The sequence below is a fragment of the Polyangium sp. 15x6 genome (assembly GCF_029960785.1).
GTDB lineage: Bacteria > Myxococcota_A > Polyangia > Polyangiales > Polyangiaceae > Polyangium.
The window spans coordinates 121193-135721 of record NZ_JASBQE010000018.1 but is presented as its reverse complement, the minus strand read 5'-3'; the positions used below and the strand labels follow the sequence as shown (position 1 = coordinate 135721).

The following is a 14529-nucleotide window of genomic DNA, read 5'->3' as shown; positions in this document are numbered from 1 at the left end:
GCGTGACGGCACGCCCGCGCATCGGAGCGGGGCGCGGGGCGCCCAGCATGGAGGCGCTCGGTGGCGGCCGACGCAGCGGCGACACACACCTCCGCTCGCGCCTGCACATCATCAACCACCCGTCGTTTTGTCTTCGAGCGCCGCCTTAGCATAGTACACGACGCTCCAAGGAGACTTTTTGAGCAGGCTCTTCTGTTCGGAGTTTGCCTTTACCGCCTTAGCCCCGAGCAGCGAAAACATGGCAATGCCAAGCGATACTGCTACGGCGTTCGGCAATGCGACTGTGAGACCGATCAGGTTTGCGACTGTAGCCCATGCGGCGGTGTCCTGCGCAAGGCTGGAAAAGAGCGTCTTCATTGTGTCACGATCGGATTTTGCAATCGACTGCGCTTCTTCCTGCATTCCTTGCAATATGTCTAAAATTACCAGCCGTAGTAGTTCGGGGCGAGGCGGACGAGCGAGCAGCTTTGCCGCCTCTCGGCGACAGTGCGTTCGCATGCGAAGCAGTTCGTCCGAGTGATTATCCAGAATGTATGCGATTGCCAGTACCCTAGGTGGCGCAAGCGAACCCACAAAATTCTCAATAACGTGGCGGAACAAATAGAACGCAAGCGATTCTAACTGGACGTCCGCGTCTACCGAACCTTCGTCGATCGGAACGTCGGCCGCAATCGCGTTTAGTATGTCCATACTGAAGCCGGAGCTGGTTGCAATCCTAGGTACTCCGCTATGGAATATTCCGAATCGGTTGATGATGCATTCAGCAAATAGAAGAGTCGGGTGGCCGAGTTGGGAAGCGCGTTTCGAGAACAGTTCAAGTATGGCGTCCGGATCGATTCGATTAAGACCCGCTCGCAATTCGAGAGCGGCTTCCCACACTCGCCAGACAAACTCAACAGCGGCAGTGCATCGATAAAGTGGACTTTGCTCCGCCGCAACCGCCGCAATGGTGAGACATTTGTCATGCGCTGGTTCCCATTGGCGATACGCATCGGTCGTCCCCGAGTAAATCAGTTGAACAGTACAGATTTTGTCGCCCAATGGGGCAAGCGCCTCTGTCTCACTGCGAGCGTGGTTCAACGCAAGGTCGAGGTAGTGCGCAGCCGCACGAAACACCGACAGCAGCGGATGTGCTGTCTGCTGCGCTCGTTCTAAAGTTATGCGCAGGGTTTCAATAGGACCCGGCGAGCGCCAACCGGGCACTGTCAATGCAAGCCGCCCATGGTAGAGCAAGACAGATGTGAGATCGCGCGTGCCGGGCCCAATGTGATGGGGGAATGCCAGCACGATCTTGTCAGGGGAGTTCTGCTCCGTTTCGTTATTCGTGGCGTGCATGTAGAACCTCGTGCGCCGCTGGGATTCCCACCTACCGCAACCATTCACACGCGTAGCACTACCCGGCAGGACACGCACGTGCGCAGGATCACCCCGCGTGGCACGATCGGCTTTCGATGTTGTTTGCCGCACAGATACGCGCGTTCCGGGGTTCGTTCGTGCGTTCGTTCGCGCGTTGCAGGTCCGTTTGCGCGGCGTTTTGTCGCGGAAGACAGCCTCCACGAGGGACAGCCACGACCCCCTCAATCTACGGAAACCCACCCCTCGCCAGGGCATGACGTGGCGAACGAGCCTCGCGATGCTGTTTGCGAGGCTTGGAGCCTGCTAGCGTCATCCCGTCATGACCTTTACAGACGAAAAGTTCCAACGATTCAAAGCAGGATGCGAGCAGGCGATGGCTGCTCGACCGAATTGTACGGGGTGGCGCCTCAGCTTCGCAGACCAGGATCATCGGCGCGAGTGGCACGTAACAGCCACCGCACCACCTCGTGAAGAGCGGCGTTCCGTCGGAGCACAGTGCAACGGTGAGCTGTTCATCCGCTTACGTAACTGACGCGACTCCCGTTGAAATCATCGCCGCGCTCGCCCAGATGCTTCGGGATATGTAAGCGCTCGACCCCGCGCGGACCGCCCCGGCGACGTCGCAGCCGTTCACCACGATCCGGGCGCGCTTCACCTCCCTTGCGCCCGACGTCCCCCGGGCACTGTTCGCGGCCCCCGACTCGGGGGCGCGGAGTACGACGATCTTCTGTTACCCTCTCGCGCATCCGGCCTTGTTCTGGTCATGGGAAGATCTTCGAAGCCGACCGACTACCCGCCCGAGCTGGTCGCCGAGATCCTTGACCTCCGCCCAGAGGTCACGCGCCTCGCAGGCGATGGTCAGGCGTACACACGGGACACCGTGGACGACAGGGTGCAGCGCGTGTTCGTGAACGCGCTGCGCAACCTCTGGAGGTACACGCCGCACCCTGACGGCGCCAAGCCGTGGCTCACCGTCATCACGCGCAACGTCGTCCGCGAAGCGCACCGGGCCACGCGGCGCTACGAAGCGGTGTTCGAGCCGGACGAAGGACACGCCGAGACAGCGGTGGCCCCGGGGGCTTCACCGGAACGGACGGCGGAGTTGCGAGAGGCCATTGAGCTGGTGATGGAAGTCTTGCAAGACATGCCGCGCTCGCAGGTCGACGTGCTCTACCTCGTAGGCGTCGAGGAGCGGTCCCACGAGGAGGCCGGGCGGGTGCTCGGCATCTCCGAGGACGCCGCGAAGATGACGCTGTCCCGCGCGCGGAAGTACCTGCGTTTGCGGCTCGGCAACGACCCCTTCGTCATCCTTCCGCCGGTACCGCTCGCAGTGCTCGAACGCCGGGCGCTCCTGCGAAGGCTGTTCGACTACGTGTATCCGCTCGGGCACGTATGGGCCGCGCTCATGGCCATCGTGTTCTACCCGTTCATGTCGCGCGAGCCGGCGCCCACGCCGGCCGAGCTGCACGCGGTGGCCACGGGCCCGGCGCGCGTCGTCGCTGCTGCGGCGGCGGACGTCGTTCGCGTCGCGGCTCCGAGCTCGTCGCCTGGGGACAGCGCCCCGGCCGCTCCCGTCGTCACCTCTCCACTGCCGCACGTGATGCCTGCTCCACACAGCAGCCATGCGCAGCCGACGGCGCCGCGAGGAACCACCGCGACGAACCCTGAGCCCTTCGACCTTCCCCGACGGAAGGGCTTGGATTTCCGCCTGCGGTAGTGAGGTTCGTCCCGTACGCCCCTCTCGCCTTCGACCGGCAGCCGCGGTATCGTGCGCCGCGCATGCGATCCCTAGGTGTCGCGCTCGTCGTCCTTCTCGGGCTTACGGCTACCGCGCTCGCCGACGAACCCCGCGAGGCGTCACCCGTACCGCCGGATGCGCTCGAAGACGCAGCGAAGAAGGCGCGCTTCACCTCCTACGTCATCGACGGGGATCGCGCACGCGCAGCGGGACGAGCGACGGCCGCGGCGCGGGCGTACGCCGCCGCGCTCGACGTCCGCCACGATCCGCTGATCGCTGGCCGTCTCGGCGTTCTCCTCGTGCAGCTCGGGAAGCCCGTGGATGCCGCGGATCTGCTGCTCGACGCGATCCAGCGCGCGACGAACGCGACCGCAGAGGAACGTCAGGGCTTCCTGAAGGCGTACGACGCGGCGCGCGCGGAGATGACCTGGGTCGACGTCACGATCTCGCACGCGGGGACCAAGCTCACGCTCGACGGAGAGCCGAGGAACCGCGATGGGTTCTCAGCCTTGTCCATGTTCGTGGCGCCCGGCGAGCACGAGCTGCGGGCGCGTCTCGATGGGTACGAGGACGCCGTGGAGACCTTCACGGCGCGGAAGGGGCAGGAGATGCGCGTCACGTTGACGTTGCGCGCGTTGCCCGAACCGCTCCCGCCTCCGTTGAAGCTGCGGCGCGAGAACCCGCGGAGGCCCGACTTGTCGTCGCTCGACGAGCCGCCGGAGGATGAGCCGCCGTCGCGGGAGCCGATCGTCGGGGGCGTCACGGGCGAGCAGAAAAAGGCGGGCTTGCGCGGCTCCGTGAGCGGCGGACCGATCGTCGTGTTCGGCGTCGCGTCATGGTCGCCTGCGGTGGGCGCGATGATCGCCGGAAGTTTGAGGCCAAACGACTACGTGTCCCTCGGGCTCGAGGCCCGCGCTGCGTGGCTCACGTCGGGTGTGGAGGGCGGGCAGATCAACGCCATGACCGTGGGCGGGCTCGCGAGCGTGTGCGGGCACTGGCGCTGGCTCTTCGGTTGCGCCCTGGGGCATGTAGGGCTGATCCGGATCCAGGGAGCTGCGACCAGCTACAAGGGGGAGCATCCCGAATTCGTCAAGCTGGGGATCGGTGGTCGTATCGGAGCGAAGTTCAACCTCACGCAGTCCTTTTCCATGCAGGCGAGCGTTGACGCGGTGGCTCTCGACAGCGGCACCAAGATCATCGCCGGCCAAACGGCTATTGTCGACCAGCCTCCCGTCTTGGTTGGCGCACAGGTCGCCGGGGGATGGGAGTTTTAGTTATGAACCGGTTGATACTTACTGTCCTCGTTTCAGCGAGTGTCGGCGTGGGTTTCATTGCAGCCTGTTCGGCGCCATCAGAAGTGGGTTTCCTCGTCTGTGATCCCAATGCACTCTTCCCCGATCCCTGGTGCGTCGACGCCGGCACGGATGCCGACGCCGGGACCGACGCGGAGGCGGGCCCCGATGAGCCCGACGCGGGGCAATCTGCATGCACGGGGCGCTGTGTTCCCGTGCCGAGCGGCAATGCGGGCTACTGGACGGAGATGGCGATCTCGTTGTTCGTAGCGGCGCCCGGCGCCCTTCCGACCGAGTGTCCCCCGGGCACTTCGAGCGAGAAGTTCCGCCTCTTCGCGGACCTCGATGCGCCAGCCGCAGAGTGCGAGCCGTGCGAGTGCGGGGCATCGAGCGGCGCATGTACTGGGTTGCCCGAGAAGATCGAGATCCGCGCCGGTGCGTGCGGAGAAAGCGGAGTCGTCTCCCTCCCTTTTGACGAATCGGCCGGTTGGGATGGCTCGTGTACGAGCAACAACGCCCTTCCGGCCGGTGCGCAGTGCGGGGGCGAGCCGTGTGCTCAATCTGTATGGTTGTCCCCGCTCCCGGGTCCGACGAGCGAGTCATGCCCCCCCAAGAGCGAGACACCCGCGTTAACGAAGAAAACGGAGTGGAAACTTGCCGGCCTCGCATGCATGTCCAACACGAATGACGATGCGTGCTATTCGGACGGGGGGACCGAGTATTGTGTGAGCGATCCCGGACCGGGGTGGCTCCAGTGCATCGTTCGTGAAGGCGTGGACGTTCCCTGTCCAGACAATTACCTTTACGCGCGTTATGAGATGTTTCCGGACGACGGGGTCATCGACGGTCGAGGCTGTGCCAAGTGCGAATGCGGCCAGCCCTCGGGAGGCGGATGCACGGCGTCGATACGGCTGTACGACGACGCCGCATGCTCCTCGCAATCCGAGCAGAGCGGCCTCCAGTCCCCCTACGACCAGTGCGTCAACATACTTCCCGTAGGCCACGCCATCGCCGGCAAAGCGATCACGGACCTCGCCTACGTGCCCGGGAGCTGCGAGGCGAGCGGCGGGACGCCTACGGGCAGCGCCGTGCGTGACGTGACGAGGGCGGTCACGTTCTGTTGCCTGCATCCCTTCTACGAGATCAAGTAGGACGAACCGGGCCCGACCCCTCCGCTGAAAAAATCGGCACCGCCCGCGTTACCCCGCTTCGAGCCCCTGCATTGTTTGTGTCTGAGGGGCGAATCGTTCGTCCTTCCCAGCGGGTCCGCGTGTAGGCCGCCCCTTCCCCGTGGGCTGTCCGGAGCATCGCGGCCCCACTGGGGAGGGCGAAGGGCTCGACGCCTCCGTTGGTCCGCTCGCCGCTCGAAGCCGAGGCGCTGTCATTCAGCGCAAGGCATTATGCATGGCTCCATTGGCTCATTTCCGGTTACCCGGGGTGGCGCGTGGCAGCGCCTCGTCTTCGAGCGGCGAGGACTGACGAACGCTGAACAAGGAAACGACTCGCAGGAGGGGGCGATGGGTAGTGGTTCTCTGGGCGAGCATCCTCCTATCGCCCCCTCCTGGGGGTCGTCTCCTAATCGCTTGGAGGCCCATGGATACCGCGCGTGACATCGACGACGACGCAGAAACAACGGTCATGGACCGTCCAGCGCTTCCACCGCAGAGCGGGGTGCGCGCGAGCACGGTGCATCCCGAGCCGGTGCGGGACACGTTCGTGGATCCGCCCTCCGCGTGGAGCCGCGCACGTGCCTTCGCGGGCGCCTTGCTGCACGATTGGCGCGAGCGCATCCGCAGACCGCGCCTTTCGGATCGCCTCCCGCCGCTTCCGCCGCCGCGGTCGGCGAGGGCAACGCGGGTCTCCGCGGGCGCCGTCGGGCACGAGGAGCGCGGGGAGCTGCTCCTGCTCGAAATCATGCGCTCGGCCCCGGACTACCAGCGCGCCGCCGTCGACGTCGCCAACTATGCGACGGCGCTGCGCAAGCACGGGAGGGAGGCGTACGCCGAAGGGGTCGTCCATTACGCGCTGTCCCGGATGCGGCCGGATGCCGATGGATTTATCTCCTTTGTGCGGCTGCGTGACATCCTGTGCGACATGTCGGTCTCCGGGACGCTCGTGCCGGCACTGATTCGCCTGGAGAAGGCTGGCGTTGTCGCCATCGAGAGAACGCAGGAAACGCCGTCGCTGCCCCATCGCGTTCAGCTCCGAATTTCCCTCTAAAAGGAGTGCGACAACATGACAACCGAGCCGCCGACCATGGAGACCGAGCTTGTACTCGCGAGCGACGGTGTGATTTACGTTCGATTCGAGGAGGAGCCGCCGCCAGGCCGACGCGTGTTCACCGGCTACGCGCTGACCGCCGACGAACGCGCGCAGCACGGCACGCAGGGCTTGCTCCGCTGGGCCTGCCTCCAACGCCTCGCGCTCGGGAGCGATGGGTACGTGTATGTCGAAGAGGGGGCGATCGATCCCGAAGGGCGCAAGGTGTTCAGGGGTTACGCCCTGACCCCCAAGGAAGCCGGACGCGTCGCACAGGAGGTCCACCGAACGGCGTTCAATGTCACCATTGCGGCGCGGGCGAAGTGAGCCCCGAGGAGGCTGGCGCCATTGCCGTGGTCTGCATCGCCGGCGTCGGTGCAATTCTCGCCGTCGTTTTTCTCGCGCTGTTCACCGATGCCGGCCCCGAGCCGTATGTTTGCATCCTGGTGATTCTTCTCGGCACGCCGTTTGCGCTCCGGATGGTCGACGATGACGCAGCGTAAATTCACGGTTGAACTGCGGCCGTACGGCGAGAGCTGGGATGTCTTTGCCGAAGGCCAGCGCATCGGCCACGTGCGAGCACGTGCGAAGGACGGATTGCTCCTCGTGTTCTGCTTCGGGCGTCGGATTGGCCACGTGCGGCACGTTGAGAAGTTCATGGGGTTCAGCCGATACGTGCTGCCCCCCTTCACGCCCGTTCCGACCTTGCAAGAGGATGTTGTGCTGATCTTCGGGCAGTACCGAAGGCTCGTCGTCAGCCTGGGCGAGGAGCCGGATCCGGAGCTGGCGCGGCGTTATGCCGAGGGCGAGAGGTGACAATCCGCGGAGAGTTACGTCGGGGGCTCGTGCGTCGTGCGAGCTTCGACTTCTTTCCGAAGCTTGGTGTTGTTCTGGGACGGCCCTGGTCTGCTCTCACGGGCTTCCGCCTCCGTGGCGAGTCCGTCTACGCGGACAGGCGGATCTTGTGGTTCGGGCTCCCGCAGGGGTCGGGAGGGGGGCTGGGGGCGCGGAGCGCGCGTTTGGCCCAGCGGCGGGGTGACGGCTTCCATGCGCGGGGTGAAACCGGCGGGCTATTTTCCCTAGGCGCATGAATAGACTTGACTTGCGAACCCGCATCGTGTCTGCTGGGCGTTGGTACGTTGGCGTACTTTTGCGTAATTGAAAGCGGCACGTACCGGGGAGGAAACACATGTCGACGTCTAGCCAGTCGCCCCGCCCGCAGCGCATAGGCATCCTCGTATTCGATGGTTTCGAGCCGCTGGATGTCTGGGGATTTGCCGAAGCGTTCACGATCGCGCGTTTTATCGGCACCGGTTACGCCGATCCACCGCCTTACCCGTTCGATGTGGTCCTGATCTCCAACGAAGTGGGCGCCCCCGTCGTCGTCAAGGAGCCGGCGCCCGTGAAGAGCTATCAGGGGCCCCGGGTGGCGCCTGACATCTTCCGCAGCCAGGCGCTCGAGCAGCATTTCGATGTGCTCATGATCCCCGGCGGCTTCGGGGTGGGCCGCCTTCTCGGGGATCAGGGTGCGACGGGCGCGCTCCTCGACTGGGTGAGGGCGATGGACCAGCGCGTGGCTATCATGGCGTCCGTGTGCACGGGGGCCGCGGTGCTGGCCAAGGCGGGGCTCCTCGACGGAAAGCCCGCTGCGACGAACCATCAGGCATTCGATTGGGTGACCGGGTTCGGTCCACAGGTGCTGTGGGACAACGTCTCGCGTTGGGTCGACGCCGGACACTACGTCACCTCCGCCGGCGTGTCCGCAGGTACGGACTTGGCTTTTCACCTGGTCTCGCGGCTGGCGGGCCGCGCCGTCGCGGAAACGGCGGCGCTGAGCGCCGAATACGACTGGCACCGCGATCCCGGGGCACCGATCGTCTATCCGCAGCAGGCCACGGTGCCGACGTCGCGCAAAACGCTGGCAGGTTGAAGCGCTGCGAGCTTTCGGCAAGGCTCCGCCGGTAGGGCGGGCACGGCAGGCGCTCGTGGAGGCGAAGAGCCACGTATCCGCCCGTGGAGACTCGACAGGGGCGATATTTGGGCTACCTGGAGGGAGCATTGGAAGGGGTGAGACTCGTCATGAGCGAATGCACGGAAGCCTCACGGCATGGAGGCCGCTCATGCCCAAGCGACGAAGCGGCCCAGACGTGCCAATGTCACCTGGCGGCCGCGCCGCCGGTCGACGCACCGGCCGCCGTGGTCGAGAGGGCCTCGCGGCCCATACTCACGGCGCTGTTGAGCGTCTTGATCGCTTTCTTTCCCAAATGTCCGGTCTGCTGGGCGACCTACATGAGCATGTTCGGGAGCGTCTGGCTGGCGCGTATGCCTTACGTGGCATGGCTCCATCCGTTGCTCGTTGGCCTCTCGGCCTTGAACCTGTTGCTGCTGCTCAAGCGGGCGTCCAAGAAGGGATATGGCACCTTCCTGCTGGGCCTCGCCGGCGTCGCCATCATCCTCGGCGGGAGGAGCCTGTTCCCCGAGGCCCGCTGGCTCCTCTTCTGCGGCATAGCGCTAATGGTCGCGAGCTCGCTCGCCAGCAGCTTCACCATCGATCGATCCATGACATCCGGTTTTCAACTGTCTCGAAAGGACGGTCACTCATGACCAAAGCACTGCGCGTCCGCCGCTCGATTCAAGAGATCCAGGCCGATTACGAGAAGGGCCACAAGAAGCCGCTGGAAGACCTGATGCGCGCGTGGAAAGGCGTCAAGGAGCTATCACCGGAGGATCCGCGATCGTTCTTCATGATCGGCGGCTTCCACGGCGAGCCGTTCCGCGGCGGCGGCTGGGGCACCAACCTCTACTGGGGCGGATACTGCCACCACGGCAACATCCTCTTTCCCACCTGGCACCGCATGTATCTCGTGAAGCTGGAGGAGGCGCTCCGGAGCATCCCGGGCTGCGAAGACGTCACGCTTCCCTACTGGGACCAGACCAGCGAGGACTCGCTGGCGCACGGAATTCCCTGGGCGCTCACCGTCGAGAGCTTCGAGCTCGACGGCCAGACGATTCCGAACCCCCTGCGCTCGTTCGTCTTCCCGAAGAACATCGTCGACAACGTCAGCGCCGATAACACCGGCGATCCTAACAGCCCAAACTACACGAAGCTCCGCGGCTACGAGACCGTGCGCTACCCGCTCTCGGGCCTCGTCGGCACCGACAAGGACCGAAAGGCGACCGAGGAGCACAACGCGCAGTTCAAGGACTACCAAAAGAACGTCGAGATCCTCAATCAGAACGTCGTCGACTGGTTGACCTCGCACATCGTCATCAATGGAAATCGCATCAACACCAACGTGGCGCAGAGGTACGAGGATTGCCTGGACGCGCCCAATTACACAGTGTTCTCCAACACGACGTCCGCCAAGCAGTGGAACGATGACCGGCTGAACCCCGACGGGACGTCGGGTCCAGGCAGGGTCGTCTCGCTGGAATCTCCGCACAACAGCGTTCACCTCGCGGTGGGTGGCTTCGAGATCCCGTCGTTCGATCGCTCTCCGATCGATGGCGCCAACGGCGACATGGGCGAGAACGACACCGCCGGTCTCGACCCGATCTTCTTCTTCCATCACTGCAACGTCGACCGCGTGTTCTGGCTGTGGCAGAAGAAGCACCGGTGCACCGATCACCTGGAGGTGATCGACCAGTACCCCGGGACAAACTCGGCCGACAACCAGGGCCCCACCCCCGGCGTGGCGCCGAACACGTGGCTCACGCTCGACACGCCGCTCGATCCGTTTAAGCACGCGAACGGGCGGGCCTACACCTCCAAAGACTGCATCGACATCGAGCGACAGCTCGGCTTCACCTACAGCCACGGGTCGCTCGAAGATCTGGTCGAAGGCCCGCGCGCGGTCGCAGCGACGAAGGAGAAGAGCCGGGGTACGCGGGTGCTCCACGTCTCCGGAGTCAACCGCGCGCGGATCCGCGGATCCTTCTTGATCTCGGCATTCGCCGTCATCGACGGCAAGCCGCAACACCTGGGCAGCGAGGCGGTGTTGAGCCGCTGGAACGTGCAGGGGTGCGCCAATTGCCAGACGCACCTGGAGGCGAGCGCGACTTTCCCGCTGCCGGAGAGCCTCGCGGCAGTGACCCCGACCGCGACCGGCATCAGCGAGCTCACGCTGGCTACGTCGGCCGGCGAGGTCTATCTCGGCGTGATGGTTCACGGTCGTGACGGCGTGCTCTTCAGCAACCTGCCGAGCAGCGTGCCCGCCGTGAGCAGCACCGGGAAGCTCGCGGCGGCGAGCGTGTCCGCGAGCGCGCCGGTGAACCGGATTAAGGCCCGGATGGCGGTGCGGTAGCGCCGCGCGGGGGCCGGGCGCGAGCGCCGCCCCCACGCGACGTGTGCCGAGGTGATCACGACGCGCCGTCCCTTTCCACGGAGGTGCGGGCGGGGCATTTCGGAACCCTTTTGTCGAAAGGTGAGGACGATGGACCAGAACAACGGTTTGCTCGGGAAGTGGACCTATCGCAGCTTCAAGAATGACCCGAGCCCGGTCGGAGACGACGGGCAGAAGGCTCTGGCTCTGTTCTTCGCGGAGGGGACGATCACCATCGAGCGCGTCGATCACGAGGTGGTGAAAGCGACGTTGAGCTGGGGCGGTCAGGTGCAGATGTATCTTTCGGGCCGCCTCTACGCGGGGCAGGGGCTCGCGCCGACGACGCTGGTGATGACGGGGATCGGGATCGACAACAGTCCTACCCAAGGTTGGGTTTATCAATATCATGGCTACGTGGTGCCGAGCTGGCCGGGCGGCGTCGACCAGGTCCCGGCGCTCGTCGGCAGCGTCACGCGCACGGTGCGCCATGGCAGCGGGCAAGCCGGCTATGTCGCGTCGTTCTTGATGGTGAAGCAGCCGTTGTAAGACAAGCGGCGCCGTCGGGCGCCGTGGCCGAATCGGCGCTCGGGCCGCGCCGCGCGTCGCCGTGGTGCCCCCTCGGATCCGAGGGGGGCTGCAATCGGGGGGATCACCGTCGTTTCATGGCCCGAAGAAGCTTGCCGACGGCCGCGTGCGCCGCCTGCACGGCGGCTGTGCTGTCATCGGAGTCTGCGATCATCGCGAGGAGTCGGCCAGCGGCATCGTGCGCGACCACCGCGGCGTCGATGTCGCCTGCCGCTGCCGCGGTGACCTCCCCTTGCACAAGCGCGGCCAGAAGGGTCCTGCGTAGGTTGGCGCCGGGGATGCCCCAAAGGGCGGCCGCGGGGTCCAAAGTGGCACCAACGCACGCCAACGGGGCCGATCCGTCGTCAGCGGGACGCGGATCCAGCGGGTTGCGCCGGGTCAGGGGTGACGGAACCCGTAGCGGGATAGGGTTCCGGTCACTCTGACCCGGGGTCCCCCCTTTCGGGTGAGGGGGGGCCGGCTTCCACATTCTTTTCGAAGGCTATCTCCCCTGCCTGGTGGCGCGAAGTAGCTTGCCGACGGCGTGGTGGGCTGCCCGCGCCGCAGCCGTGGCATCGTTTCCTGGGATCATCCCGAAGAGCCTTGCCGCCGCATCGTGGGCGACCGTCGCAGCCTCCGCGTCGCCTGCCGCTGCTGCCGTGACCTCACCCTGGATGAGCACCGCCAGCAGTGCCATCCGTGGGTCGGCTCTGGGGATGCCCCAAAGGGCGGCCACGGGGTCCGAAGTGGCACCAACGCGCGCCAACGGGGCCGATCCGTCGTCAGCAGGACGCGGATCCTGCGGGTTACGCCGGGTCAGGGGTGCTAGAACCGTTCTCGGGGGGTGAATCGTCCGGGCTTTGCCCGGACGAGAGGGGGACGCGAGGCGTCCCCCTCGGGACTAGAGGGCAGCGGCGAGGCCGAAGCTCATGTAGTCGCCGGGGCGGATGCGGACGCGGGCGAGCTCCTCTTCATCGCCGCTGACGCGGGTGTATTCGTAGAAGAGGTGCACGCCCACCTTGCCGAAATCTTCTTCGAGGTCGCCCGTCTTCGGTCGAAATGAGACGAACAAGGACGCGCGCAGCTTGTGCTCGCCGAAGCCCTCGTCCTCGAGCCCGTCCGACTTGCCGCCGAAGATGTTGCTCGCGGTCGCGGGGATCCAGCGGTACGTGGCTTCGGCGTCGATGTAGCCCGGTACGATGGTGAAAGCGACGCGCGGCTTCACGTAGCCATAGCCGTGGGCATTGAAGCCGCCGCCCACGGCGAGGCTCGCGCGCAGGTGCTGGAACGAGATCGGCTGCACGACGAGCCCGAGGTTCGCGCCGAAGCCGCCGAAGTACGACTTGAAGGCCGGAAAGCCAATGGAAAAATCCGCCTCCATGCCCCCCATGCCCCCGAAGAGCGTGGGGAGCGGGAGGACGGCCGCCGCCACCGTGAAATACCCGGTGCCCGAGATCGGCGGGTTCTGCTCGTCTTCCTCGAAATCGACGATCGAGCCGGGCATGTAGACGATGCCCACGCTCGCGAAATGGGTCGTGCCGAGGCCGTAGCGCTGCGCGGCGAGGTCGTCGCTCGAATACTCGTCCCTCGGGCTCCAGTCGTCGGCGCGCGCCGCCTCGGGCGCGAGGGCGAGCGCGGCAAACAGAATCGAGGCGGCGGCGAGCGGTCGCGTGCGAAGTCTCATGGCTAAAACCTCGCCCCCGCCGTCGCGACATACCCGAACTGGCCCGTCCACGGCCGCGCCGTCTCGACGCCGACCGAGAGATTGAGCCGCCAGAGCATCGCATGGACCGACAAGGTGAACGGGATCGGCCGCACGGGGTCCACACGCATGCTCCGCCCGTCCACGTTGCGCGTCTCGATCTCGTCGTCGGCGAGCAGGCCGAAATCGAGGCCGCGGAAGTTCAAATCGAGCGCGGCCTGCGCGTAAAACGGGCCCCAGGGGACGATGAACCGGATCGGAATGCCGACGTATTTCTCCTCGACGAGGATGTCCTTGCCCGGGACGATCGCGCTCACGTCGCCGAAGCCGAAGCCCGTCTCGATGATGAACCACTTGCCCGCGTACGCGGTGAGGAGGAAGTTCATGCGGTAGCCGCGCGCGTCGCCGAGGGTCGAGCCGAACCAGTCGCGGGTGAAGACGTCGAGCTCGAAGGACTGCTGGCGGTAGGCGACGAGGTCCTTGGCGCCCTCTTCCGCCGCCTGCAGGGCGGCCTCGCGTGCCTCGGGGCTCCGGTCGTACCTGGCGGTGTACGTGGTGGTGGTGACGCGCTCGGTTTCACCGCGGTTGTTCGTGCGCAAATAGGACGAGCTCGAGACGTTGGTCGCGTCCGGCATGCTCGCCGCGGTGGCGCCGAGCAGGTAGAAGATGCCGCCGATCACGAGGCCAGAGATGAAGCCGCCACGCTCGACGAATCGGTAGCCGGTGACGAGCGGGTTGCCCTGGCCGAGCGAGGAGCCGTACATGCCGCCGCCGCCGCGGATGCTGGCGCCCACGGTGTACCCCTGCCAGCGCAGGCCGCTGTAAGCGTGCGATTGTACCTGGAATTTCGTCAGCCCCGGGGCCGGCGTGGGTGTGGGTGCGATGGGCGCGGGAGACGGTGGCGCAGGCGCGGGAGACGTTGGCGCAGGCGCGGAAGACGGTGGCGAAGACGCGGGAGGCGTTGGCGAAGACGTGGACGACGTTGGCGAAGACGCGGGCGCCGTTGGCGAAGACGCGAGAGGCGTTGGCGAAGACGCGGGAGGCGTTGGCGAAGACGTGGACGACGCTGGCGAAGGCGCGGACGGCGTCGGCGAAGACGCGGGCGCCGTTGGCGAAGGCGCGGACGACGCTGGCGAAGACGCGGGAGGCGTTGGCGAAGACGCGGACGACGCTGGCGAAGACGCGGATGGCGCCTGCGCAGCCGCCGGCGCCGCCAGCGCGACCAGCCAAACCGCCGGGAGCCACGTGGGATGTTGACGAAGGAAGGACATCGGCCAGGACTTCGAAAAAAGTCCC

At 65.8% G+C, this 14529-nt stretch carries 16 protein-coding genes; 12 read left to right on the top strand and 4 right to left on the bottom strand.

Annotated elements, in window-relative coordinates:
- Positions 1-111: 111 nt before the first annotated feature.
- Positions 112-1335 carry a hypothetical protein gene (locus tag QHF83_RS15995; protein ID WP_282418696.1) on the bottom strand — a complete coding sequence of 408 codons (1224 nt, stop codon included), beginning with the start codon at positions 1333-1335 and terminating at the stop codon, positions 112-114.
- A gap of 784 nt (positions 1336-2119) precedes the next feature.
- On the opposite strand from QHF83_RS15995, the gene QHF83_RS15990 reads away from it, so the two are divergent.
- The 11 genes from QHF83_RS15990 (at position 2120) to QHF83_RS15940 (ending at position 11513) form a co-directional block, all read left to right on the top strand.
- The gene (locus QHF83_RS15990; RefSeq protein ID WP_282418695.1) at positions 2120-3073 is read left to right on the top strand and encodes an RNA polymerase sigma factor; all 954 of its coding nucleotides are present in this window, start codon (positions 2120-2122) and stop codon (positions 3071-3073) included.
- Between the two features lie 62 nt (positions 3074-3135).
- Complete coding sequence (locus QHF83_RS15985) at positions 3136-4368, top strand: PEGA domain-containing protein (RefSeq protein ID WP_282418694.1); 1233 nt, start codon at positions 3136-3138, stop codon at positions 4366-4368.
- A gap of 791 nt (positions 4369-5159) precedes the next feature.
- Positions 5160-5537 carry a hypothetical protein gene (locus tag QHF83_RS15980; RefSeq protein ID WP_282418693.1) on the top strand — a complete coding sequence of 126 codons (378 nt, stop codon included), beginning with the start codon at positions 5160-5162 and terminating at the stop codon, positions 5535-5537.
- 763 nt (positions 5538-6300) lie between these two features.
- Positions 6301-6606: a hypothetical protein gene (locus QHF83_RS15975; RefSeq protein ID WP_282418692.1), complete on the top strand. Its 306-nt coding sequence runs from the start codon at positions 6301-6303 to the stop codon at positions 6604-6606.
- Positions 6607-6621: 15 nt separating this feature from the next.
- On the top strand, positions 6622-6972 hold the full coding sequence (locus tag QHF83_RS15970) for a hypothetical protein (protein WP_282418691.1): 351 nt from the start codon (positions 6622-6624) through the stop codon (positions 6970-6972).
- Positions 6969-7148 (top strand): hypothetical protein, encoded by a 180-nt coding sequence (locus tag QHF83_RS15965; protein ID WP_282418690.1) that lies wholly within the window; start codon positions 6969-6971, stop codon positions 7146-7148. The genes QHF83_RS15970 and QHF83_RS15965 overlap by 4 nt, the downstream gene beginning before the upstream one ends.
- The gene (locus QHF83_RS15960) at positions 7135-7461 is read left to right on the top strand and encodes a hypothetical protein (protein WP_282418689.1); all 327 of its coding nucleotides are present in this window, start codon (positions 7135-7137) and stop codon (positions 7459-7461) included. The genes QHF83_RS15965 and QHF83_RS15960 overlap by 14 nt, the downstream gene beginning before the upstream one ends.
- Before the next feature lie 373 nt (positions 7462-7834).
- Entirely contained in the window at positions 7835-8575 is a 741-nt protein-coding gene (locus tag QHF83_RS15955) for a DJ-1/PfpI family protein (protein WP_282418688.1), read from the top strand.
- Between the two features lie 305 nt (positions 8576-8880).
- Complete coding sequence (locus QHF83_RS15950; protein WP_282418687.1) at positions 8881-9249, top strand: hypothetical protein; 369 nt, start codon at positions 8881-8883, stop codon at positions 9247-9249.
- Entirely contained in the window at positions 9246-10949 is a 1704-nt protein-coding gene (locus tag QHF83_RS15945; protein ID WP_282418686.1) for a tyrosinase family protein, read from the top strand. Before QHF83_RS15950 ends, QHF83_RS15945 begins: the two co-directional genes overlap by 4 nt.
- A gap of 129 nt (positions 10950-11078) precedes the next feature.
- Positions 11079-11513, top strand: coding sequence for a hypothetical protein (locus tag QHF83_RS15940; protein WP_282418685.1), 435 nt, complete (start codon positions 11079-11081; stop codon positions 11511-11513).
- Between the two features lie 103 nt (positions 11514-11616).
- On the opposite strand, the gene QHF83_RS15935 is transcribed toward QHF83_RS15940, so the two are convergent.
- From QHF83_RS15935 to QHF83_RS15925, 3 genes are all read right to left on the bottom strand, one after another.
- Positions 11617-11859: a hypothetical protein gene (locus QHF83_RS15935; RefSeq protein ID WP_282418684.1), complete on the bottom strand. Its 243-nt coding sequence runs from the start codon at positions 11857-11859 to the stop codon at positions 11617-11619.
- A gap of 573 nt (positions 11860-12432) precedes the next feature.
- A complete protein-coding gene (locus tag QHF83_RS15930; protein ID WP_282418683.1) occupies positions 12433-13215 on the bottom strand; it encodes a hypothetical protein in 783 nt (260 codons plus the stop codon).
- Positions 13216-13217: 2 nt separating this feature from the next.
- Entirely contained in the window at positions 13218-14027 is an 810-nt protein-coding gene (locus tag QHF83_RS15925; protein WP_282418682.1) for a hypothetical protein, read from the bottom strand.
- A 178-nt stretch (positions 14028-14205) separates the two neighbouring features.
- Between QHF83_RS15925 and QHF83_RS15920 the strand changes: the two genes are divergently transcribed.
- Positions 14206-14490 carry a hypothetical protein gene (locus QHF83_RS15920; protein ID WP_282418681.1) on the top strand — a complete coding sequence of 95 codons (285 nt, stop codon included), beginning with the start codon at positions 14206-14208 and terminating at the stop codon, positions 14488-14490.
- Positions 14491-14529: the final 39 nt, after the last annotated feature.